This is a genomic window from Ruminococcus sp. RTP21359st1_H3_RTP21359_211015 (assembly GCF_040909065.1).
Classification (GTDB): domain Bacteria; phylum Bacillota; class Clostridia; order Oscillospirales; family Ruminococcaceae; genus Hominimerdicola; species Hominimerdicola aceti.
In genome coordinates, this window is record NZ_JBDGDD010000005.1 from 1 (window position 1) to 22,851 (window position 22,851).

General features: G+C 39.8%; 20 protein-coding genes. 14 read left to right on the top strand and 6 right to left on the bottom strand.

Annotated features, from left to right (window positions below; translation table 11 throughout):
• Positions 1-345: 345 nt before the first annotated feature.
• From AB5Z01_RS03110 to AB5Z01_RS03125, 4 genes are all read left to right on the top strand, one after another.
• A complete protein-coding gene (locus AB5Z01_RS03110; RefSeq protein WP_332009233.1) occupies positions 346-582 on the top strand; it encodes a helix-turn-helix transcriptional regulator in 237 nt (78 codons plus the stop codon).
• Positions 572-2,452, top strand: a complete 1,881-nt coding sequence (locus tag AB5Z01_RS03115; protein WP_195221039.1) for a Dam family site-specific DNA-(adenine-N6)-methyltransferase — start codon at positions 572-574, stop codon at positions 2,450-2,452. Before AB5Z01_RS03110 ends, AB5Z01_RS03115 begins: the two co-directional genes overlap by 11 nt.
• A 14-nt stretch (positions 2,453-2,466) precedes the next feature.
• On the top strand, positions 2,467-4,170 hold the full coding sequence (locus tag AB5Z01_RS03120; protein WP_195221040.1) for an AlwI family type II restriction endonuclease: 1,704 nt from the start codon (positions 2,467-2,469) through the stop codon (positions 4,168-4,170).
• A 308-nt stretch (positions 4,171-4,478) separates the two neighbouring features.
• On the top strand, positions 4,479-5,102 hold the full coding sequence (locus AB5Z01_RS03125; RefSeq protein ID WP_024739139.1) for a DUF3267 domain-containing protein: 624 nt from the start codon (positions 4,479-4,481) through the stop codon (positions 5,100-5,102).
• Between the two features lie 142 nt (positions 5,103-5,244).
• On the opposite strand, the gene AB5Z01_RS03130 is transcribed toward AB5Z01_RS03125, so the two are convergent.
• Both AB5Z01_RS03130 and AB5Z01_RS03135 read right to left on the bottom strand, forming a co-directional pair.
• Positions 5,245-6,036: an alpha/beta hydrolase family protein gene (locus tag AB5Z01_RS03130; RefSeq protein ID WP_278645803.1), complete on the bottom strand. Its 792-nt coding sequence runs from the start codon at positions 6,034-6,036 to the stop codon at positions 5,245-5,247.
• Between the two features lie 343 nt (positions 6,037-6,379).
• Positions 6,380-7,075 carry a YoaK family protein gene (locus AB5Z01_RS03135; protein WP_022288241.1) on the bottom strand — a complete coding sequence of 232 codons (696 nt, stop codon included), beginning with the start codon at positions 7,073-7,075 and terminating at the stop codon, positions 6,380-6,382.
• 153 nt (positions 7,076-7,228) lie between these two features.
• Here AB5Z01_RS03135 and AB5Z01_RS03140 point away from each other — a divergent pair, with 153 nt between their 5' ends.
• From AB5Z01_RS03140 to AB5Z01_RS03155, 4 genes are all read left to right on the top strand, one after another.
• Complete coding sequence (locus AB5Z01_RS03140; RefSeq protein WP_022288240.1) at positions 7,229-8,131, top strand: LysR family transcriptional regulator; 903 nt, start codon at positions 7,229-7,231, stop codon at positions 8,129-8,131.
• 23 nt (positions 8,132-8,154) lie between these two features.
• The gene (locus AB5Z01_RS03145; RefSeq protein WP_022288239.1) at positions 8,155-8,952 is read left to right on the top strand and encodes a DUF4866 domain-containing protein; all 798 of its coding nucleotides are present in this window, start codon (positions 8,155-8,157) and stop codon (positions 8,950-8,952) included.
• Positions 8,953-8,970: 18 nt separating this feature from the next.
• Positions 8,971-10,299, top strand: coding sequence for a threonine/serine exporter ThrE family protein (locus AB5Z01_RS03150; protein ID WP_117859224.1), 1,329 nt, complete (start codon positions 8,971-8,973; stop codon positions 10,297-10,299).
• A 92-nt stretch (positions 10,300-10,391) separates the two neighbouring features.
• Complete coding sequence (locus AB5Z01_RS03155) at positions 10,392-10,631, top strand: helix-turn-helix transcriptional regulator (RefSeq protein WP_353805460.1); 240 nt, start codon at positions 10,392-10,394, stop codon at positions 10,629-10,631.
• A gap of 162 nt (positions 10,632-10,793) precedes the next feature.
• Here AB5Z01_RS03155 and AB5Z01_RS03160 read toward each other — a convergent pair whose 3' ends face one another.
• Positions 10,794-11,276 carry a hypothetical protein gene (locus AB5Z01_RS03160; RefSeq protein ID WP_287216380.1) on the bottom strand — a complete coding sequence of 161 codons (483 nt, stop codon included), beginning with the start codon at positions 11,274-11,276 and terminating at the stop codon, positions 10,794-10,796.
• A 253-nt stretch (positions 11,277-11,529) separates the two neighbouring features.
• Here AB5Z01_RS03160 and AB5Z01_RS03165 point away from each other — a divergent pair, with 253 nt between their 5' ends.
• From AB5Z01_RS03165 to AB5Z01_RS03180, 4 genes are all read left to right on the top strand, one after another.
• Positions 11,530-12,657: a helix-turn-helix transcriptional regulator gene (locus AB5Z01_RS03165; RefSeq protein ID WP_287216382.1), complete on the top strand. Its 1,128-nt coding sequence runs from the start codon at positions 11,530-11,532 to the stop codon at positions 12,655-12,657.
• Positions 12,658-13,007: 350 nt separating this feature from the next.
• On the top strand, positions 13,008-13,736 hold the full coding sequence (locus tag AB5Z01_RS03170; RefSeq protein WP_287216384.1) for a metallophosphoesterase: 729 nt from the start codon (positions 13,008-13,010) through the stop codon (positions 13,734-13,736).
• A gap of 92 nt (positions 13,737-13,828) precedes the next feature.
• On the top strand, positions 13,829-14,461 hold the full coding sequence (locus tag AB5Z01_RS03175) for a GyrI-like domain-containing protein (RefSeq protein WP_278339601.1): 633 nt from the start codon (positions 13,829-13,831) through the stop codon (positions 14,459-14,461).
• Between the two features lie 187 nt (positions 14,462-14,648).
• Positions 14,649-15,440: a class I SAM-dependent methyltransferase gene (locus AB5Z01_RS03180; protein ID WP_332009240.1), complete on the top strand. Its 792-nt coding sequence runs from the start codon at positions 14,649-14,651 to the stop codon at positions 15,438-15,440.
• 141 nt (positions 15,441-15,581) lie between these two features.
• Here AB5Z01_RS03180 and AB5Z01_RS03185 read toward each other — a convergent pair whose 3' ends face one another.
• From AB5Z01_RS03185 to AB5Z01_RS03195, 3 genes are all read right to left on the bottom strand, one after another.
• The gene (locus tag AB5Z01_RS03185; RefSeq protein WP_195221046.1) at positions 15,582-18,998 is read right to left on the bottom strand and encodes an ATP-binding protein; all 3,417 of its coding nucleotides are present in this window, start codon (positions 18,996-18,998) and stop codon (positions 15,582-15,584) included.
• Positions 18,999-19,347: 349 nt separating this feature from the next.
• Positions 19,348-19,488 (bottom strand): hypothetical protein, encoded by a 141-nt coding sequence (locus AB5Z01_RS03190; RefSeq protein WP_368365325.1) that lies wholly within the window; start codon positions 19,486-19,488, stop codon positions 19,348-19,350.
• Positions 19,489-19,603: 115 nt separating this feature from the next.
• Positions 19,604-20,230 carry an esterase gene (locus AB5Z01_RS03195; RefSeq protein ID WP_287216417.1) on the bottom strand — a complete coding sequence of 209 codons (627 nt, stop codon included), beginning with the start codon at positions 20,228-20,230 and terminating at the stop codon, positions 19,604-19,606.
• Between the two features lie 335 nt (positions 20,231-20,565).
• On the opposite strand from AB5Z01_RS03195, the gene AB5Z01_RS03200 reads away from it, so the two are divergent.
• Together AB5Z01_RS03200 and AB5Z01_RS03205 are read left to right on the top strand one after the other, a co-directional pair.
• Entirely contained in the window at positions 20,566-21,591 is a 1,026-nt protein-coding gene (locus AB5Z01_RS03200) for an NERD domain-containing protein (RefSeq protein WP_117859190.1), read from the top strand.
• A gap of 315 nt (positions 21,592-21,906) precedes the next feature.
• Complete coding sequence (locus AB5Z01_RS03205) at positions 21,907-22,806, top strand: hypothetical protein (RefSeq protein ID WP_368365326.1); 900 nt, start codon at positions 21,907-21,909, stop codon at positions 22,804-22,806.
• Positions 22,807-22,851: the final 45 nt, after the last annotated feature.

The window sequence follows — 22,851 nt, forward strand, 5'->3', positions numbered from 1 at the left end:
TCATATTACGCTGCTGTTGGCGGAGGAGTATTGAGTTGAAAAGGAATCACAGCTTGGGAAGGGGCTGTGATTTTTTTTGATAATTTTTCGTGCAAACGAGATTGCTTTCCACGGAGAAAATTTTTCATAGTGTCCATAATGATGTTTGCAATGCACAAACGTTCAATCACAAATTTGACTATAGAAAGTGAAATCTATACACTTTATTACTGTAAAATTTTATTTTTAATCAACATATGATACTTGAAAAAATGTTTTATATATGATACAATAAATACAGTTCAGCGTTTGCAGATTTTTATTCTGCAACACGATAATATAAATTTAGAATTGGAGAAAAAGCTCATGGCAGTCAGTTATAAAAAGCTGTGGAAAATACTGATAGATAAAGATATGAAAAAAAAAGATCTTTGTTTAGCGGCAGGCATTAGTCATGCTTCTATGGCAAAGCTCGGTAAGAATGATAATATTACAACAAGTGTGCTTGTAAAGATATGCAATGCTCTGCAATGCGATATAGGAGATATTATGGAAATGGTGCCAGAAACGGCTGTCGAAAGGATGCAGAGTGATGAGCGTTAAAACAATGAAAGCTCCTGCTGCAAAGCCTATTTTGAAATGGGCTGGCGGTAAGACGCAGATGCTTGGCGAGCTTATGCCGAGAGTTCCGAAAACATACGGCAGATATATAGAGCCTTTTTTTGGCGGCGGAGCTTTATTCTTTTCTTTGAAGCCTGATAATGCTATCATAGCCGACAGCAATCCTGAACTGATAAATATGTATCTTCAGGTTGCACATCATGTTGATGATGTTATCGAGTGCTTGCAGAAATATGAAAATACAAGTGAGATGTTCTATGAGGTTCGTTCTCTCAATTGGCAGACACTGCCGAAAGCCGAAGCCGCTGCCAGAACAATATATCTGAATAAAACTTGTTTTAATGGCTTATACCGTGTAAACAGAAATGGACAGTTCAATACTCCGTTTGGAAAGTATAAGAATCCAAAAATATGCGATATTGACGCACTTAGTCTTGCTTCTGAAGCACTGAGAAAGGCAGATATTCTTTGCGGTGATTACACCCTTGTACTTGAACACTATGCTCAGCCAGGAGATTTTGTATTTTTGGATCCACCATATCTTCCCATATCCGAAAACTCAGATTTTAAGAGATATACCAAAGAACAGTTTTATGAGGACGATCATATTGAGCTGGCAAAGATGATCGGTACACTTCATGAACGTGGTTGTTATGTGATACTCACTAATTCCAATCATCCTCTTGTTCATCAGCTTTATGAGCAGTATAAGATAGAGGTTATCCAAACTAAGAGACATATCTCCTGTCATGGTGATACCCGAAAGGGTGAAGATGTAATTGTTACAATACCGCCTGAAAAGAAAAAGGCTCCTAAAGGTGAACCTCTATCCGATCAGGTATCGTTATATCCTCCGACGAGATTTATGGGTTCTAAGAGAAAGCTGCTCGGTGAGATATGGAATGTAGCTTCACGCTTTGAGTTTGATACGGCTGTCGATCTTTTTTCCGGTTCTGGAATTGTTGGATATATGTTCAAATCTCACGGCAAAACAGTAATCAGCAATGATTATATGGCTATGTCGGCAACGTTTACGAAAGCTATGGTTGAAAATAATACTGTTACACTTCCGATGGAAGAAGCTGAAAAGCTCTTGATACAGCAATGTGATGTAGATCATTTCGTATCGAATACATTTAAGGATTTGTATTATACAGATGAGGAAAACGAACTGATTGATATACTTCGCACAAACATAGCAGCGATAGAAGATCAGTATAAGAAAGCTATCGCAATGACAGCTCTTATTCGTGCCTGCACAAAGAAAAGACCTCGCGGCATATTTACATATACGGGGCATAGATATGATGACGGTCGAAAAGACTTGCAGAAATCACTTTCTCAGCAGTTTCTTGAAGCAGTAGAAGCTGTTAATAATGCTGTCTTTGATAATAATAAAGCTAACAAGTCCGTAAACGGTGATGCTATGGCTTTGACAGGTATCAATCCCGATCTTGTTTATATAGATCCCCCATACTATTCACCACTGTCGGATAATGAATATGTACGCAGATACCATTTTATTGAAGGACTTGCCCGTGACTGGAAAGGCGTAGAGATACAAGAGCATACAAAAACAAAGAAATTCAAATCATATCCTACACCTTTCTCAACAAAAGACGGTGCATACAATGCTTTTGATAAACTGTTCATCAAATTCGCCGACAGTATCCTTATAGTATCATATTCTTCAAACAGCCTGCCTACACAAGAGGATATGGTAGCTTTGATGAAGAAATACAAAGAACACGTCGAAGTGGTTCCCGTAGACTATAAATATGCGTTCGGCAATCAGGCTGATGCAAAAACACATAGAAACTCTGTTCAGGAATACCTATTTGTAGGGTATTGATAGGAGAATAAGTTATGGAAGAAAACATAAAGATTTGGCTCGTTGGTAATACAGGTCTGAGAAATCCTAACAGAATACAGGAAGGTCTTGCAGTATATGCCAAATCTGCCTTTGTCGGCAAACTACACGGTAGAGATAATGAAATCGGCTTTATGAATCTGCTGAATAAAGAGGGCATTATTCAAAATGAAAGCGGCAAGGACGAATCAGGCAGTCATGCCCGTAAATGGCGTTTGATGTTTGCGAAGAACGGCTATATCTATCCACAAGTCGGCAAAAAGGACGGCAATCAGGACGATCTCGGAGCTATGGATGAGATAACTCCGTTCGGCAGAACATTTCTGAAAGCTGATACTTTTCCTGCGGTTCAGGAATGTTTTCTCAGAGCAATGAGCGTTGAGCAGTTTGAAATGCCTGATAAAACAACATACTTCTCTCCGCTCCGCTGGATGCTTGCTATCATGCTGGAATTGGAGAAGCGGACTGGCTCTACAGAAATGAGCCGTATTGAGTTTGCCCTGTGGGGACATACCACTAATCCGAGCTATGATCTCTCAGAGGTTGTTGATCACATTCTTGATCTCAGACAGCGCAGAGCGAAAGCACCTGCAAAGCGTACTTTTGATAAAAACGAAATCAAAGAGCGCGGCAAGTATTACGATAAGAAATCCGACAATTTCACTGATTACTGTGATATGAATATGCGCTATCTGCGTATTTCAGGTATGTTTCAGCGTAAGGGCAGAGGTATTATGATTATACCTGCGAAACACCTGCTTGCAGAGAAACTCGCTAAAAGTACAGCAACATCAGAACCGCTTATGGAAGCATATAAAAAGCTTTGTTCTGGTGCTCCACTGCCGACGGATAACATCGATGTAGCTAAAACTCTACTTGAAGATCTCAAAAAGCAGATGAAGAAACGGCATATTGTATACGATATTTCTGATCTTTCGCTTAACACTTCTGCCGAGATCAATATTGCAAGACAGCGTTTGGAAGATACACTTGCCAAAACAAACGAAATACAGTACGCTAACGATCAGCGTAACCAGTGGAAAGAAATAGCCGACTATATGTCGCTATTGATAAAAGGTGGTGGAAAGCTCGTCTACGATGAAGATAACGCTATTGAAATACCGAAAGACGAAACTCCTGCATATTTTGAGTGGACACTTTGGAGAGCTGCACTTGCGATAGATCACATGATAAATAAACCGTATGAAGTCCGTGGGTTCAAACTTGATTCGGATTTTTTGCCCGTAACAGCAGCAGGAGGAGGAAAAGGTGATCTTTATTGCGAATTTGATAAATTCATGATACTTACAGAAGTTACAATGTCTACATCGTCTAGACAGGAGGCAATGGAAGGTGAACCTGTTCGTCGTCATGTATCAGATGCAGTATTGAAATATGACAAGCCGGTATATGGACTTTTTCTTGCTATAAGAATTGATACCAATACGGTTGAAACATTTCGACATGGAATATGGTATACCAAAAATGACGAAAAACAGAGGCTGGATATTGTTCCTCTTTCTTTGGAACAGTTTCGTAGACATTTTGTTTCAATGTTTGAAAGTAAACAAGCATGCCCTGAACATCTGAGAGACCTAATACTTCAATGCGAAACTGAACGTGATAATCTTGAGGCTCCAGATTGGATGCAGTACATTGAAAGTGTAGTTACACAGAGAAGTACCGCTCTTAGTAGTTAGTATAGTTAAAAGCAAATTATGTCTCGCTTTTTATTTTATCATCTCGCACCAAACACGCACCAACTATCCCTATAAGGTGCCAGCCTATGATAACATATGCCGCTCTAACTTTCTTCAAAAACAGCAATATATCAGCATTTGCAAAGATTTGAAGGGACATGAAAGCCCAGTCGAAGAATTCCCTACGATGAAGACGTTGGAGTAAACATAGTAAGATAATTATTAGAATTAATGGGCAATTCCAATCGGGATTGCCCATTTTCTAAAATGAATGGAAATACAAATCGGAATTTGTGGAGGATATTAAAATGGCGCAGATAATATGGGATGGCAATAAAAACTGGGAAAACGTTTGGGACGGTAAGCAGCCGTGGGACAGAGAGATTGAAGAAAAAAGCATTCCTGAAAATGCAGTTCTAATTGACAGACCAGATGACATAATTAAAGCATCAATTCCATACATGATTATCCCTTGTATTGTATGCTTTGTTGCAATTTTTACAAAAAAGGCGCAATCAGATGAATTTATATTTAATTTATGGCTTATGCCGCTGTCATTTATTATTGGCTTTTTTGTTGCGATGCCGTTACATGAATTTCTTCATGCTATAAGTTATCCAAAGGGGGCAAAAGTTTATATAGGAGTATCTCTAAAACAGTTGAGAGCATATGCTGCATCCTCAGCAGCACTTAGCAGAGGACGATATATAATGATGTCATTGGCACCTTTGATTCCGGGGATAATCTTTCTTGCTGTTTTCGTGGTCTGCCCGATTTCAATGAAGTGGTTGATGACAATATGTGTAGTTCCTTCGTTTATGGGACTAATTTCTCCAGCACCCGATTATATGGATGTTTTAATCATATTGCGAAAGGTACCGAAGGGGGCAATGATTCAGGCAACAGAAAATGGATTGGTTTGGTATCTCTAATACGACAGATTCCAGTTTCCCAACCTGCCCTTTGAGATAGGAGAAATCCCTTTCTCAAAGGGTATTTTTATATTGTGCAGTTTGTATGAGGTTTCTTGTGTTTCATATTATCACATAAGAAACCGCAAAGACATCACCGCTCTTACTTCTCCTCAAACATCCACTTGACCGCCTTTTCAGCATACTCACTCCAAAACATCATATCGTGGTTGCCTTTGCTTTCAAAATACTCGTGAGAAACGTTTCTGCTTTCAAGAAATTGGTGAAGATCACGGTTGTTTTCAAGCAGGAAATCTTCTGTACCGCAGCACATAAATATATCTGGGATATTTTTGCCCTCTCGCTGAAGTTCGTCTATAAGAAATTCGGGATTGTTCCTGCTGTTAAGCACCTCAGAGGTTTCGCCGAAACATTCTCTGTAATATTCATAATTCGCCACATCGTTGCCCTGCCCCTCTGACATTCCTGCGACTTCGTGTACGATAAGAGCCGAAGATAATGCAGCAACCTTGCCAAAGGTTTCCGGATATGCAAATGCTGTATGAAGCGCACCAAATCCGCCCATTGAAAGACCCATAATGTATGTTTCACTGCCGTCTTTCGCAAGTCTGAAAACTCGTCTTACATAGTCCACAAGCTCCTCGCCGACGAATTTGCAGAACTGATGACCAGTCGAGCGTCCGTCCAGCCAAAAAGAATTTTCGCCCGAGGGGATAACTACCGCAAAATTATACTTGTCCGAAAGATATTCAGGCACCCAGCTTTCTGCGTCACCTGTAAAACCATGCAGCAAGAAAAGCGTTTTGGTGCTGTTTTCCGAGTATTTCGTATCTGTCTGCCCCCAGTCCTGCCTTATGTCACATGGCAGGTACATTTTAAACGTGGTATATCTCCGCAGGCAATTTGAATAAAATCTGATCGTTAAGTTTGACATAGCTTTTCCTCCTGTTTTTTATATAATTATACTACATAAAATCAGGTTTGTCCAAGGGGGCAGCGAAAAAATTTTTCAATTTCCCTCACAAAATCATTTATCCCTATAAAAATAAAAATCACATCTGTCATAGCCTCGTCCCAACGTACCTTGCCGCTTTTTCATAATATTTTTTGTCGATCATAATTCTACGCTCCTCCACATTTACAAGGTGTCTGTCTACCTCGTCTGCAACTATTTTATTCATTATATCAAAATCAAAGCCGCAAAGTCAAACCAGCAAAAAGGCTGTCTGACCTTGCGGCTTTTGACCTTTATAATACAATACTAATCGAAATGTGCCCTACATATCCTCCCTCATCATATCATTCTCACTCTTTATAAACATAAGCACAAAGCATATAAGCAGCAATGCACAAGATATCCATATAAACTCATTGCCTATGTATAATGAATATGCTCCGCCTATTCCTGCACCGCAGGCAAATACGAATATCGTAAGAAAATATTGCAGCGATTTCCTAAGCAGCGACTTGTCCCCTATCCTCATGTATGCACTTATGGATTCCATTGCACTTCTCATATTTCCTATGCACATCGTGCTTGCGTATGGATAACTATTTACTTTCCTGAACGATTGCACCTGCATTGCACAGGCACATGATGAAAGTGCATTCGCAACAAAATCGTATGAACCGCCAAGCGGTATAAACCCCACAATGCAAAGCAGCACCATTTCCGTGAAAACTATTATCTGCCGCCAATGTATAAATCCCACGTCCTTGAAACGTGCGTGCAGACGCTCGGCTATGAAAATCCCCATTGCAAACGCCAGCACAGGTATAAGATAGTGCAACGCCCTGTGCCAGTTGCCTTTTGCGACATATGTGCTCATAAGCACAATGTTTCCCGTCTGTGCATTTGAAAAAACTTCACCTCGCACAAAATACGAATATGCGTCCTGCAAGCCCCCTGATATGGTCAGAAGTATCATGAGCATATTGGTTTCAGACATTTGTTTTCTTGATCGTAACATCATTTTATCATATTCCTTCATAAAAAATTAACAAGAAAAATATTTTTATACACTTTAATTTTCTCCTTTTTCCATTATAATTATCTCAGATATATAAGTCAAATATATAATTTATATGCAAGATATAAAATATTGATATAGCAAGAAAGTGATAAAGTGAATATAAATTACGAATATTATAAGATATTTTATTATGCCGCAAAGAACCGCAGCTTTTCAAGAACGGCAAAAGTGCTGCTCACAAATCAGCCTAATATCACAAGAGTGATAAAAATACTCGAAGGAGAACTTGGCTGCACGCTTTTCAATCGAATGAAAAACGGCGTCACGCTTACCCCTGAGGGAGAGATACTTTACGAGCACATCTCAAAGGCGGTGGAACTTATTACAGAGGGCGAAGATGAGATCTCAAAAGCCAACGACCTGCAAAGCGGAACTGTCACCATAAGTGTGACGGAGACCGCACTTCACGGCGTTATGCTGCCACTTCTCAATGAGTTCCATGAAAGATATCCGGGAATAAAAATAAAGCTGCTGAACCATTCAACCCCTCAGGCACTGACTGCTCTCAAAAGCGGCATTGCAAACCTCGCTGTGGTAACAACGCCGATAAGCACAGAGGGCTCGCTGAATTTTCATAAGCTCAGAGAGTTCCGTGAACTTATCATATGCAGCACAAAGCTAAAGGATCTTGCAAAGCGAACGCTCACTCTTGAGGAACTTTGCAGCCACCCTATAATATCACTTAACCGAAACACAAGGACATATGATTTCTATTCCGATTTCTTTTTCCAGCATGGAATAGATTTTCAGCCGGATATAGAGGTCGCAACTGCCGATCAGATAATGCCGCTTGTGAAAAGCAACCTTGGCATAGGTCTTATACCTGAACCAATGGCACAAAGCGGCGATGTTTATATTCTGAAAACTGATGAAGAGTTTCCAAAGAGGAGCATCGTTCTTGCAGAAAATGCAGACAAAAAACTCAATGCCGCCGCTACAGAGATACAAAAAATGATACTGAAAAAGTGTAATATGTTTGCAAATGCTGAGATATGACATATATGAAAGGAGATAATAATATGCCAACAGTTTTGCCAAAAGAAAATGAAGTCGAACAGTTTTTTTCAAGGATAATGGCATCGGAAGGAGCTTGCGAAAGGCTCAGCAGCGTGCTTTACGATCACCTTAGTGACGACGATATGCAGACCGATCCTGACCCAAAACATCTTGTGCAGGTGCTTTTGACCGCATATACGAACGGTGATATAAGTGCACTTCTGCTGGAGCTTTGTGGAAGAAGTCTTTTCGATCTGCTGAGAGAGGCTTACCTTATACCAAAGCGTTTTCACGGAAAAGCCGGAAAAAATCCTGAACTCCTTACGACCCCTGAAGGCGATGTCATTGAAGAAAAGAAAAAGCTTGTCACAAAGCATGAGTTCGAAAAATTTCGTGATGTGTACAAAAACCACAGCTGTGCACCACGTTCAAAGCTTTATCTTGCAGACGGATATGACCTTATGAGGGTCTATACCGACGGAATGAACATTAAGGAAAAGCGTGTTGACAAAAGACGTGGCGTGCTTATACTTTACGCCCTGCCTGACACTGTAAAGCTTGGACTTTCCGAGGCTCAGACCTATGATGTTATATGGAATACTTTCCACAAGATACAGCAGACTGCCCCAACTGCAATGGTCTATTACGGACAAGAAACAGGCGAAAAGGCTGGAAAATCATTTGATGAGATCGGCGTTTTACTGCCTGTTCATCAGTTTGAAAAGAAAATGCTCATGCACCTCAGCGAGATAGACGGCATTGTGCTTGCCTGCCGTGAGGAAATGATGAAAAAAGCAGGCTCAGACAGCCTTGATCTTTAAAAACGGAAGTGATACTGAATGTCACAAACTATAGTTAAGAAAAATCACATGGATATCCCATGGCACGATTTCACAGACGCCGAAAAGGACGAGCCAGTATCAAAGGCGAGCCTAAAAGAAAAAGCCTCTGTTATAGGCAGGGTGGGAATGATGTTTCTCTCCTGCGGAACGGGAGCGTGGCGTGTGAGAAGTTCCATGAACACCATGTCGGAATGTATGGGACTGACCTGCACAGCAGATATCGGGCTTATGTCCATAAACTACACCTGTTTTGACGGCGAGGCTTGCTTTTCGCAGTCTCTTTGCCTTACTAACACGGGAGTAAACAATTCAAAGCTAACACGTCTTGAAATTTTCATCAACGATTTTGTCAGCCGCTGCGATAGTTTGACTTGCGAACAGGTCCACAATGAACTTGACGATATCGAAAAGATACACGGACTTTACTCGCCGCCTGTTTTGGGCCTTGCGGCGGCACTTGCCTGCGGAGCGTTCACATTCCTGCTTGGCGGTGGACTGACCGAGATGATATGTGCATTTTTCGGTGCAGGCATTGGCAATTATGTGCGGAGCAAATTCACAAAGCACCACCTTACCCTTGTGCTTGGAATAGTTGCCTCAGTATCGGCGGCGTGCCTATCATATGCAGGGCTGTTTGAACTTGCGAAAATACTTTTCAATATAAAAATGCAGCATGAGGCAGGCTACATATGTGCAATGCTTTTTATTATACCTGGTTTTCCGTTCATCACAAGCGGCATAGACCTTTCAAAGCTCGATATGCGTTCAGGCATCGAGCGGCTGACCTACGCCCTCATCATTATAATTGTAGCCACAATGACGGCGTGGTTAATGGCACTTATCCTGCACCTTACGCCAATGGACTTTTTGCCTCTGCACCTTACCTTATGGCAGTTCATACTGTTCAGACTTGCGGCAAGTTTCTGCGGGGTTTTCGGATTTTCCGTTATGTTCAACAGCCCTGTCAAGCTTGCAGCCTCTGCGGCAGTTATAGGTGCACTTGCAAACACTCTGAGATTGGAACTTGTTGACCTTGTTTCATTTCCTCCGGCAGCTGCTGCGTTTGTGGGGGCATTCACCGCAGGCATACTCGCCTCGCTGCTGAAAAAGTATGTGGGCTATCCGAGAATATCCATCACCGTTCCGTCCATAGTCATAATGGTTCCGGGATTATATCTTTACAAGGCTTTCTATAATTTGGGCGTCATGTCCCTTGAAACATCTGCGTCATGGCTTGCGTCTGCTCTGCTGATAATACTAGCTCTGCCTTTGGGGCTTATCTTCGCTAGGATAATTACGGACAGGTCATTTAGGTGTTGTACTTAAAATCTTAGTCATAGCTAAAGCTATACCGAACCCACATAAAAAACTATATTGATATACACTTTCCTATTAAGACTATTCTCCATTACCTATAACTGGCGTCAGCGGCATTTGTCAGCAAAAGCGAAGTGCTGAGGTGTTTTAAGAACATAACAGGACAGTCGCCGTTTGAATATCTAAAAAATTATCGTCTGCGCAATGCGGCATATATGATAAAAAACACATCTGACTCGATAAATGCTATCTGTGGGCTTTGCGGCTTTGACGATCACAGCTATTTTTCAAAAGCCTTTAAAGAAGCCTACAGGTGCAGTCCCAGAGATTTTAAGAAGTAGAATATACGGGACAATATCTCACAGACTTATCCGTCTGTCGTGTAGACATTACATTTTCCTGTTTATAGGACTACGATAAAACTATTATCAAACAAAAGACGTTTCATTTTATCCAAGTGGAACGTCTTTTGCATTTGTGCTTTTTCTTGTATGAAAAAAGGGTCAATTATTCTCCTCCCAATAATCCTCTGCATCCTCGTAGTCATAGAAATCATCATAGTGATCCTCATAGAGATCCTCTGGGTCGTCATAATCATGAGCATCATACTCAGCAGATTTACTGGTTGAGGTTTTATTGGTATTCTTACGGGTGGCTCTGGTAGCTGAACTACTTGCTGTAGTGGTTTTCGGACGTGATGTTGTAGCAGTTGTGAATACTGAAGTATAGCTGTTATTATTGTAATACTTAGGGTCATGTATCAAACAGTAGCTGCTGCCTTCTTCAGGAGTATTGTCACAGCCGGAGTGTGCGCATTTTGGACGCAGGGCATCATAGATCATGGCTATCCCTATGATGATCAACACAGCGACAACGATTCCTTTGAGATTGAACGAGCTATGCTGAGAGCTGTTTTCTGTTGCCAGCTTGTAGCCTATATAATCGTCAAGCATTTCCTCGTTTCTGTTGTTTTTTCCAGATTCCATAATCACACCTCCAAACTGTATTTCTAATATTATACCATATTTTTTAAGATTTGTGGTAACAATTTTTGGACAGCTACTTATTCTGTCCCTTTTATCATTTTTCAGTGGCAAAGTCGGGAGATGTTGCCCACTTGGACGTTTTTATAAAGCAACGAACCATTGAGTACGAAACAACGAATTGATAATTGACCTGGGTTTATCTCTATGCTATAATTAGCGTACACCGGTGATAAAATAATTCGGAGGTATTTAAATGCAAGTAAAAATTGGTGAGAAAATAAAAGAACTGCGAAAGGTGACAGGAAGGAAGCAAGAGGACCTAGCCACCGCCTTAGGTGTTACGCCACAAGCCATTTCAAGGTGGGAGGCAAATGGCGGTTATCCGGACATGGAGATGATCCCATCGATAGCTAACTATTTCCATATATCGATCGATGAATTGTTTGGCTATAATAATGACAGGAACAGAATTATTCAGGAATATAATGATAAGGCTCAATGGCTGATAAATAATAACGATGATATGACAGAGTGTATTGCCCTAATGCGTAGAGGGCTTGAAGAGTTTCCAGACAGAGTGGATTTTAAGACCAAGCTTGCTTGTGCTTTACATAAGCAAGGTTGGAAAAATAAAGGCAAAGAGCCAAATATCTTTTGGGAAGAAGCCGCTAAACTGTATGAGAAATTATTGTCTCATGACCAATCGTGTATCATTCCGTTATTATCCGTATATTCCTGCCTTGGTAAATATGAAAAAGCCGAGCAGAAAGCATCTGAACAGCCCGACCTTGAATTGTGCAGACAAGTTCTGCTGGGGAATTTAGGGAGTATCGGCAGTATAAATGATAAGAAAAGGGCTGAACAATATCGTGGAGACGCAGTGTTAGAGCTTCTTCATGCTTTTCAAAAATCACTTGATGAAGCGATAGTGTGTAATAATGAACTGAATAATAGTCGAGAAGGATTGGAGCTTCTTTTATTGACTCGACAGTTGTTTGATAAAATAGTAGGTACTGAATGCCATGGATTTCACAGTGACTTATGTTTTATAGATATGAGATGCGTCAAAATCGCAAATAATATCGGAGATCATAAAGTTGCAATGGACTGTTTTGATTCAGCGTTTGAGCAATATATTAAATTTGAACAATGGAAAATTAAACAATCCAAAAGATGGGAAGAACGGAATAATAAGAGCATAAATGATGAGAATAACGATGAGCATTTTACTTCATCACTGTTGAAATCTGTAAATCCGTCAGGTCATAAAGTAATTGTATGTGAGCCAAGCTTTTTAGTAAAGACTGCGACTTCCTTTCCAGAGAAGGAAAAGAAGTTAATTACAGAAGATCCAAAGTACGCTTGCATATTTGAACAATGATTTTACATGATCAGTAAACAACAAAAACCTTTCTTTCGTTCGACAAATTTCAGTTTATAAAGGTACAGTTAAATTATTATAAAAATAATGGCCACACAACACCACAGGCTCTCGCCACACTGAAAAGCAGCGTGGCAGACCTTGCGGTGGTGACAACGCCTATAAGCACCAAGGGTTCACTCAGATAACATAAGCCAAAAGAGTTCCATGAGCTTACCCCCATTATACAGCTTGAAGCGAACTCTATGCCAATGGGTAAAAATTTTTTTCAAACCTCCCCAATTTTACCCCTAAGTATGCTATAATAGAATAGACAAGAAACCCGACCCAAAACCCAGCGAGGTGCTTTTATGACATATGCAATATCTGATATCCACGGCTGTTATGAGGAGTATATTAAGCTTCTCGAAAAAATAGGCTTCTCTGAGGACGATACCCTCTATATCCTAGGTGATATCTGCGACAGGGGCGAAAAGCCTATGGAGATCTATAACGACATCATGACTCGTGATAATGTTATCCCGCTGTTCGGCAACCACGAACACCTTGCCTATATCAATCTCCGCCACCTCATAAAAAATGACGTGAGCAAGCTTACAAAAGACGAACGGCTAGACCTGATAGATTGGCTCACCAGCGGAGGCAAACCCACTTTCAGCGAATTTATCTCCCTCTCCAAAGCCGACCGCATGGACTTCATGGAGTTTCTCAAAAGCTTCTCAATGTATGAGGATATTACCATAAACGGCAAACGTTTTGTCCTCACCCATGCAGGTCTTGGGGGCTTTAGCGAGGATAAGCCCCTTGATGAATATACCCTCCACCAGCTTATCTGGGAGCGTGCCGACTATTCAAAACGCTATTTCAGAGACCCGAATACTTTCCTTGTGACAGGTCACACCCCTACAGCCAATATCCCAAACCACGGCAGACCCGAAGCATACAAAGCCAACGGACACATAGCCATAGACTGTGGCTGTGCCTCAGGTGGACGTCTGTGCGCATACTGCTTTGAAACTGACAGTGAGTTTTATGTTGACAAAATAAACCAGCCCATTGAAAATTACTTCAAAATGTGATATACTTGTTCTAATAACATAACCGACGAGGACAAAACGGAGGTTATGCCGTATTAAAGCGTATTTATAGATTATATTTTATGGAGGTAATCATGGCTTTTGATTTTAAGAAAGAGTATAAAGAATTTTATATGCCTAAAAACAAGCCAGAAATTGTAACTGTTCCTAAAGCAAATTATATTGCAATCAGAGGAAAAGGCGACCCAAATGAAGTATGTGGAGCATATCAACAAGCAATTAGTGTGCTATATGCTGTTGCCTATACACTGAAAATGAGTTATAAAACAGATCATAAAATTGAAGGATTTTTTGAATATGTAGTTCCACCACTTGAGGGTTTTTGGTGGCAGGACGGCATAGACGGTATAGACTATACTGATAAGGCATCATTCAATTGGATATCTGTTATCCGTTTACCTGAATTTATAACTCAAAAAGACTTTGAATGGGCAGTTGAAACAGCAACTAAAAAGAAAAAGTTAGATTGTTCGTCAGCAGAGCTAATGACAATTGACGAGGGATTATGTGTTCAAATAATGCACTTGGGTTCGTTTGATGATGAACCAGCTACTATTGCTCTAATTGATGAATATCTAGAAAAAAACGGATATGTCAATGACATAACTAAGACAAGGTTACACCATGAAATTTATCTCTCAGATGCAAGGAGAGTTGTCCCTGAAAAATGGAAAACTGTCATTAGGCTTCCAATAAAGAAGATATAGAATACTTCCATTTAGTCATTCTTTTCTTAAATAATTATCCACCGATACAGCCCCTCTGTATCGGTATTTTTCTGCCCCAACGCCCCTATCCGCCCCACCTCTATTGACATTTCCCCCTCAATATGCTATCATAAAAAAGAACAAGTTAGTTGTAACTATCTCAATAACACCACAGGAGGAAGAAGAAATGGATATGAATGAAAAACCAAAGCTTTCAGGCGTGCCTGAAACTATGCTTCAAACTGTTTACGCCCGTGCAAAGGAAACCAAAACAAGGGGTGCGATAAAAGATACAAAAGCCGTGGAGATAATAGATAAGATAAACTATGATTTTTCACTTGCCGATAAGGACTCAGCAATGCACAGTGGCGTTGTGGCAAGGACAATAGTCCTCGATAAGCTTGCGAACAAGTATCTTGCAAAAAACAAGGGCGCAGTGGTGGTGAATATCGCCTGCGGACTTGATACACGCTGTTACAGAATGAACGGCTATTCCCATTGGTATAACCTTGACCTGCCCGAAACTATCGCCGTGAGAGAAAAGCTTCTCCCTGAATCAGGCGAGATATCCCAGATAGCAATGTCCGCAATGGACGATTGGAGCGGAGAAATAACCGAGCACGATGCCCCTGCTATCGTCATCATCGAGGGTCTGACTATGTACCTCTCAGAAAAGGACGTAAAGGAGATATTTGACGTCATAAACAAACGCTTTGAACACGTCACAGTATTGGTCGAGACAATGAGCCCCACTATGGTAAAGCGTATGAAAGAAAAGTCGATCGAGGGCAGCAAAGCCAAATTCACATGGGGCGTCAAGGACGGCAAAGAGCTTGCAAAGCTTATCCCGAACTTCCGCCACATTGAAGACCACAGCCTCGCCGAGGGAATGGCGGATTTTATCCCAATATTCAAGCTTCTTAAAAAGATAAAGCCTGTGAGCAATATCTCAAACAAGATAGTAGTAATGGAAAAATAACTTTAACTTCCCAACCCCGCCATGCTATAATCCCAAATTTAGAAGTTCCGCCACGCAAAAAGCCCGTCAAACAGCGTATCAGCGTTGTTTGACGGGCATATATTTTATACAAGTAAAAAACAGGTGAATATGCCTCTAAAATTATGGAGCAATAAGCATTATATCCTTTATATATGTACGCTTTGGGCCTTGAGACTTAATAACAAAAGAAATATGATTTCCCTTACTTATTATGTTTTCAGCATTAATGGTCTGAGAAAAAATGTTTTCATCAATGGTATATGTTTTATTATCATATCCCGTAACCTCTGCGTATTTTGCTCTTTTACCGCGTTTTACATCAGCTATGACTCCTTCTATTCTCGTAATGTCATTATTATATTCCATTACGGAATTTACATCGTCATCTATAAGTTCTGGATATTGCTTTTTGTATTTTGAAATGACCTCATAGGTTTCAGTGATCACATCACCGCCGCAATTCATATATAATTTTTTATCTCCAACAATATAAAATTCTTTTTTTGCACGGGTAGCGGCAACATTCATCATGTTTGGTTCACTCACAGCCCATCTTGCAGCACCTGCACTCTGTTGATCTGCTCCAAGTACCATAAAAACTATCGGCGCTTCTTTACCCTGAAATGTGTGAATAGTTCCCACGTTTTTAGGCTTTCCATGGTCGTCAAACCTTGTAAAGCCTATTTCCTTTAATTTTTGGGAAAGCATATACGCAACATTTGTAAAGGGCGATATGACGTATATGATATCTTTTGCTTTTTTGTCAATGATGGCAGGGTTTTCTTCTATCATTTTCTTGATTTTTTTTAAAAGGAATTCCCCTTGCTCCTTCACATACTTGTCATTTGCTTTTCCCTTTACGTCAAACCAACCAGTTTTTCCGTTTCCAGGGTTACCTTGAACCATAAATTCATTATATGAAATTCTATTTGAAATTGTAAACATAGGATCCAAACATCTTCTATGGACCCATAATGGTATACCTATCCATGATCTGTCAGATCTATCCTCTCCTTTGTAAAATCCATATCTGCTTGCACAGTCAGTCAATGTCTGCGTTGATGCGGAATTTGATAAATATTTTTCAGTCACTCCAAAATGTTCTCTAAGCATATTCAGAATGTTTGAATCCATTGTGAGTACGGGCTTTATTTGAGAAGGATCTCCTACGACCATAACATTATGGCTTCTGAAAATTGCTCCTACGCTTGCTTGCGGAACAGCCTGTCCCGCTTCATCTATAAAAAGATGACCAATGGTGTTGACCCCAAGATTTTTGCACATTCGAGAAAAGCTTGCAAAGGTGGAGCTTATAACAGGGATAGTCAGGTTAATCCACCCCCATGCTGCTTCAATAATATTTTTCCTTTCGATGTACTTGTTCTGAGAATCCCATATTTTAGCGGCGGCCATGACATTTTTTCTGTTTTCGTATAAAAACTGTTTTCTGACTTTAAGAGCTTTTATAAACAGCTTTGATTGTCCCTCTCTGTAATATTCATTAAACCAAGGATTTGACAAATGCAATTTATCATAATCCTGAGCCATATCAAGCGACATGACATCATTGTGATCTAACACAGAACTGAATTGCTGAACACTTTGCTCTAATTGCGATATTTGTTCATGGCAGGATAATTTCCATGCTTCAAGATCTTGTTGTGCGGCATTTAGCTTTGCTGAATACTTTGCTTCTTTTTCTGTTAGATCCTTTATGCGATCTTGAAGAGTATCTTCTTCATTGTTGTAATAAATTTCTTTATCTAAAGCATTTTTAAACCTTTCATTGGCCTCGTTTATTTTAAGCTGGTATTCACTTTTTTTATTTTTGCTTGAAAATAATCCCGGCTTTTGCTTTTGCAGCATATTAACATATTCTTTTACGCTGGCTTTAGTTTCTCTTGTTTTTCCCAAATAGATTGAATTTTCCTTTAGAAGATGCTCCGCCTGCTTGCGCTCTTCAACTATTTTCTTTAAAGCTCTGTTTGCCTCTACAAAATCACTATTAAATTGCTCGGTTTTGTCTTTTAATTTGGTATCGTATAATGATCTTAATTGATCGAGTTTAATACGTTCCTTATGATATTTACTAACCTTTTCTGCAAATTTCTGAGTTTCTTTTCGGATATTACTTACCCTTTCATACTGCTCAATGAATTCTGCATATACATCACTATCCGATACATATTCTTCATTCAAATATTTTGCAACACATTTTACATTGGCAGTTATATGCTTCATATTTGCATATCTTCCGCCCTCAAGAGAAAACAGTCCCCAGAATTTATCTGTATCGTCATTTGGCTTGACGAGAATGGTCTCATGCTTTTTACCATTCTCATCTTCTTCCCGTTTTGATAATACTTTTGAATTAGCAATGTTGCAAAAATAGTTAGCTTCTTTAAGCTCTTCGATAAACTTTTCGTCAATTTGTTCCTTAGTGAGAGGAAGTTCATTTACGATATTCTGCACTGCGCCATTATTGGAACTTGCAACAACAATGTTGTTTTCTGTAATGATCTCTGGAAGAACTCCAATAGATATGTTGTCAGAATCTGCCGTTTCTTTTGATGCCTTAATTGACTTGTCTCTTAGTTTTGCGATATCATAAGCCTGTTTTACAATAAGTTCTGCAAAAATGTCCTTCAGCAAAGTGGTTTTTCCTGTTCCCGGAGGACCATTCACGCTTCTTATTGTTGTGTCATCATATCCTGCTGAGAGATTTACCGCAACCTGTTGCATAAGCGAAAGAGCAAATTTTGTGTTTCCAGGAAATCTTCCCAATGGATAATTTTTAGGCTGAAGTATATCCTCAAAAACATTAGGGGCAAAATTCGGAGAAGTATTATTGCTGTCTAGATTTATTCGATTTTTTGTGTTTCCGTAAAGGTATACGTTAAGATTAGCGGTCGATATTTCTTTAGCATTTTCAAGATCATCAATGAAAAAAGAATGAAGATTTGTTGCGTCACTTTCTATATTTTTAAGGAATTGGATCCTACAGCTATCTGTTGATATTTTGAATTTCTTTAGGACTTTGTTAAATGCTTTATTGAACTTATATGCATCTTCTGAGGACTCATCAAAAAGCTGAGCAAGTTCTTTTTTTAGTTCGTCTTCAAATATTTTGAAATCAGCTTTATTGGGGATCTTTTTAAAATAACGTATGTATGCGCTTTCAGCGAAAAACATCATATCCTGCATATAGTTCAGTTTTTGGTCAAAGTACAGAGCGAAACTGAACTTCTTTCCTGTATTTAATTCTTCGTTAGTAGGCTTAAGATTATATTTTTCACGAAGTATTGCAATAACCTCAATGAAATCGAACACATCAAAATACAGAACTATCCCACTATTTTGATTATTTATATCGTTACAAATTTTGTTGTTCGTGATATTACTCTGAATATAGGAGTAAAAATCATTTTCCTTAGGGCTTTCCAACTTGAATATAGCTTTGTCATTATCTTTAATATCGCCCTCGGATAAATGTTCGATCATTATCCAGGCATCAATAATGTTTTTCTTGTCCACCATTTTAGCTTCTCCTCAAATGAAATTATAAATTGTATTTATACACGAAAGAAACAACGTCTAAAGATATCGACGAGAGTTATCGAAATATAACATTCCAATTATACCATATAAAGGGCGGGTTTTCAACACTTTTTGTAGAAATCTGCTTAAAAGAACTGCTCAAAACAAAATTTACAGACGATGACAAAAGAAAAATACGGGATTTAAAAGCTGTGAGCAGGTCAGAAAAGTGATCTGGCTTATTGACTATTGGTGCGGTAAGAACGTAAAAGAACTAAAAAAATGCCGCTTTCAAGGCACTAGATAATGCACATTGAAGCGGCAAACCAATTTTACCTTTCAGCGGCTATCAATACAGTTCTGCATGGTAAGCCGTCTGCATGATAAATTCAGCGGCGCTGCGTTTAAGAAATAAACGCCCTCTGAAGTCTCTGAGTCCCCACTTGATAAGGATCCTCTTGGCCGCATCTGCGTTCTGTTTTTTCGCCATAGCCCTAAACTCTCTCAAGAAACCTAACAGGCACACTCTCCGTCAGCCAAACTCCGTTCTCCGAAAGATAAGACTTATAAAAACGCTCGTCTTTTTCTTATCCATTGCCATTCCCCTATCTTCCGTTCATCACCCAAGCAAACCCCTTAGCTGTCCGCAAAGCAGGCTCTTTAAAATGCCCGCCCTTGTTCCATTCAAGGGCACATTCGATACCCTGCCCCGTCAGCAAATCATAACTCTCACGGATACAGTTGCCCACCTTTGACATGACCGCATTTTTCGTCCTTTCTTCCTTGTCACCAAGGCTGAGATAAACAGCGTCGGATTTTATCTTATTCTCTTTCATATACCCCACAAAATCAGGAAACCACACCGACGGAGAAGCCGCCGCAACACCTGAAAATTTCTCCGTTTGAAACGCCGCCCACAAGGCAAAAAGCCCTGCCAGAGAATATCCGCCAATGTAATAATTCTTGCTCTTGTCCGAGCAAAGCGTTAATATCTCCGCCAGAGTGTCTTCCGCTCCATTGCCGAAGCCCTCATTGCCAAATACCGCAGGAGCGTTCCAAGGCGATAACTCATCGTTCCAATCATCGACCTTCACCGCAATAAGCTGAAAATCCACACTCGTGAGCTTTTTTATCTCTGCCACCTCATTTTCTATCTCAGACAGATCATGGTCACCCACCGGCTGGATAAGAACAATATCAGCATTTTTGTCGCCATAATAATGGTATGTCATTTTGCCGTCACCTCTGTAATGTATCTCACTTCAAGTACCCCTTTACAACGCCAACAAATTCCCCTATATCCGCAAAATAATTAGGATAAGCCTCACTTAGCCTTGCGAAAGAAGAAAACCTGACAAGCACATTGTCCGCCCTATCGTTGCTGCGGTATTTCGTTTATTGACAGTATATCACATTATCCGCAATATTTCAACAGCCCTCAAAGTCAAGCCCTTTTAATCTGTGTAGTACTACAATAATTGTACCACATTGCAAAGTAAAATACTTGAAATGACATACGGAATATGGTATAATAACACTATCTAAAAAACTATCGGAGGAAAATTATATGGGATTATTTGATAAACTTCGTGAACCTGTGGTACTAAAAGAGGACAGCAGTGCGAAAAAACAACTTGAGCAGCTGGACTTTTATTCAAAGCTTGCACCTGAAAGTGTCAAGGAACAAATAGAACAGGACAAAAAACTTGTTTACTATGGCATAAAAGGTGAAGAGGCATTGATGTTTGAGCTGAAAAACAGTCATATGCCTATGTATATTCTTCACGATATTTTCTTTGAAGAAAATGGACTTACAACGCAGATAGACTATATAGTAATCACACGAAAAGTGATACTGATAATTGAGTGCAAAAACCTCTATGGAAATATTACTGTTAATAATCAGGGAGATTTCACTAGAACCATTCAATTTGGAAAACGCTATCATAAAGAAGGTATATATAGCCCTATAACTCAAAATCAGCGTCATTTGGATATGATAAAAGAAAAGCGTCGAAACACTAAAGGCTTACTCACCAAGGCTATTTTTGAACATTATTTTGACGATACATATAAGTCAGTAGTTGTTTTAGCTAATCCAAAAACCATAATTGACATGAAGTATGCACCTAAGGATATAAAATCCAAGATAGTTAAAGTTGACGGACTTAACAGCTATATAAAAAGACTGAATGACGAAAGCCGAAACGAAAATATGTCAGATAAGCAAATGAAAGAATTGGCTGATTTCTTTCTGCAAAGCAGCATTCCAAATACTACTGACTATACTGCCAAATATCAGCTTGAAGTCAATGAGGAAAAAACAGTTACTGTAAAGGAAGAGCCAATTCAAAACACATATTTTGACAGCATTGAAAATTCACCTGTATATAAAGCATTAAAAGACTATCGCTACAAACAAAGTGTTAAGGAAAAAATCAAGCCATATTTCATTTTTAATAATGCTCAGCTTGAAGAGATAATAAAAACTAATCCTCAAACTTTAGAAGAACTAAAATCAATAAAAGGCTTTGGTGATGCCAAATGCCTAAAATACGGTAAAGACATTCTAATGATATTGGGAGATTATTGATATAACAATAACTAACTTCAGATATATCCACCGATACAGCCCCCCTGTATCGGTATTTTTCTGTCAGAGAAACCTACCTCTCCCCTATTTTATTGACATTTCCACCTCAATGTGCTATCAAAAAAAGAATGAGTTAGTCACAGCTATCTCAATAACACCGCAGGAGGAAGAAGATGAATATGAATGAAAAAACCAAAGCTTCTTAAAAAGATAAAGCCTGTGAGCAATATCTCAAACAAAATAGTAGTAATGGAAAAATAACTTTGACTTCCCACCCCCACCATGCTATAATGATAAAAAAAGAGGTGACCCCACATGACCAATAAAGCATACTACCACCTGCCGGGGCTTTTCGAGTTTTATGACCTTTACGCCGCTTTCCTGCCCATATTCCGTAAACATAGAGATTATTTCTATGACTGGTGCGAAATAGGCTCTGTCTATGGCGCACCTGCCGACTGTATATGGGGCGGCGGACGAGCAGGCTTCGGCGAACATTCTCCACGAGAAGTCCTCGACCTTATGAAAGAATACAACATCTCCTCACGGCTGACCTTCAGCAATTCCCTGCTAAGAGAAGAACACCTTTCAGACAAAAAGTGCAACGACCTTTGTAGGCTGTTTTCCCAAAGCCAGCCTCCACAAAATGGCGTGATAATATGCTCCGACTTGCTTCTTTCATATCTGAAAGAGAATTATCCCAACCTCTATTTTGTGTCCTCTACCACAAAAGTCCTCACCGAGTTTTCTCAGCTTGTAAACGAGCTTGACCGCGACGATTTTTCCTATGTAGTCCCAGACTTTCGCCTGAACAAAGCCCTGGATAAACTCTCCGATCTCACCACTGAGCAGAAAAACAAAGTTGAGTTTCTTTGCAACGAGTGCTGTTATGTAGGCTGTGCAGACCGAAAAAACTGCTATGAAAACGTCAGCCGCAAAAATCTAGGCGAAAACTGTCCCGACCATGTTTGCAAAGCACCCAATGCCTCAGAGGGCTACCGCTTTTCAAAAGCCATGGAAAGCCCCGCCTTTATCGGCATAGAGGATATCCAAAACACCTATCTCCCCATGGGCTTTTCAAACTTCAAAATAGAGGGCAGAAACCTTGGAAGCGCCTTGATACTTGAATTTCTGCTCTACTATATGACAAGACCCGAACATCAGCTAAAGGTCAGAGAGCAAATTTATCTCGACAGTATGCTGGATCTGTTCTGACTATTCTTCACATTGCATATCTCCCATATTGCAAGAAATATGTCA

What these genes read in the sequence shown, in the direction of transcription:
- AB5Z01_RS03125 (WP_024739139.1), top strand. Translation starts at nt 4,479, where the DNA reads ATGGCGCAGATAATATGGGATGGCAATAAAAACTGGGAAAACGTTTGG.
- AB5Z01_RS03110 (WP_332009233.1), top strand. Translation starts at nt 346, where the DNA reads ATGGCAGTCAGTTATAAAAAGCTGTGGAAAATACTGATAGATAAAGAT.
- AB5Z01_RS03130 (WP_278645803.1), bottom strand. Translation starts at nt 6,036, where the DNA reads ATGTCAAACTTAACGATCAGATTTTATTCAAATTGCCTGCGGAGATAT.
- AB5Z01_RS03200 (WP_117859190.1), top strand. Translation starts at nt 20,566, where the DNA reads ATGGGATTATTTGATAAACTTCGTGAACCTGTGGTACTAAAAGAGGAC.
- AB5Z01_RS03135 (WP_022288241.1), bottom strand. Translation starts at nt 7,075, where the DNA reads ATGATGTTACGATCAAGAAAACAAATGTCTGAAACCAATATGCTCATG.
- AB5Z01_RS03205 (WP_368365326.1), top strand. Translation starts at nt 21,907, where the DNA reads ATGACCAATAAAGCATACTACCACCTGCCGGGGCTTTTCGAGTTTTAT.
- AB5Z01_RS03115 (WP_195221039.1), top strand. Translation starts at nt 572, where the DNA reads ATGAGCGTTAAAACAATGAAAGCTCCTGCTGCAAAGCCTATTTTGAAA.
- AB5Z01_RS03190 (WP_368365325.1), bottom strand. Translation starts at nt 19,488, where the DNA reads ATGGCGAAAAAACAGAACGCAGATGCGGCCAAGAGGATCCTTATCAAG.
- AB5Z01_RS03145 (WP_022288239.1), top strand. Translation starts at nt 8,155, where the DNA reads ATGCCAACAGTTTTGCCAAAAGAAAATGAAGTCGAACAGTTTTTTTCA.
- AB5Z01_RS03160 (WP_287216380.1), bottom strand. Translation starts at nt 11,276, where the DNA reads ATGGAATCTGGAAAAAACAACAGAAACGAGGAAATGCTTGACGATTAT.
- AB5Z01_RS03175 (WP_278339601.1), top strand. Translation starts at nt 13,829, where the DNA reads ATGGCTTTTGATTTTAAGAAAGAGTATAAAGAATTTTATATGCCTAAA.
- AB5Z01_RS03185 (WP_195221046.1), bottom strand. Translation starts at nt 18,998, where the DNA reads ATGGTGGACAAGAAAAACATTATTGATGCCTGGATAATGATCGAACAT.
- AB5Z01_RS03170 (WP_287216384.1), top strand. Translation starts at nt 13,008, where the DNA reads ATGACATATGCAATATCTGATATCCACGGCTGTTATGAGGAGTATATT.
- AB5Z01_RS03195 (WP_287216417.1), bottom strand. Translation starts at nt 20,230, where the DNA reads ATGACATACCATTATTATGGCGACAAAAATGCTGATATTGTTCTTATC.
- AB5Z01_RS03150 (WP_117859224.1), top strand. Translation starts at nt 8,971, where the DNA reads ATGTCACAAACTATAGTTAAGAAAAATCACATGGATATCCCATGGCAC.
- AB5Z01_RS03180 (WP_332009240.1), top strand. Translation starts at nt 14,649, where the DNA reads ATGGATATGAATGAAAAACCAAAGCTTTCAGGCGTGCCTGAAACTATG.
- AB5Z01_RS03120 (WP_195221040.1), top strand. Translation starts at nt 2,467, where the DNA reads ATGGAAGAAAACATAAAGATTTGGCTCGTTGGTAATACAGGTCTGAGA.
- AB5Z01_RS03165 (WP_287216382.1), top strand. Translation starts at nt 11,530, where the DNA reads ATGCAAGTAAAAATTGGTGAGAAAATAAAAGAACTGCGAAAGGTGACA.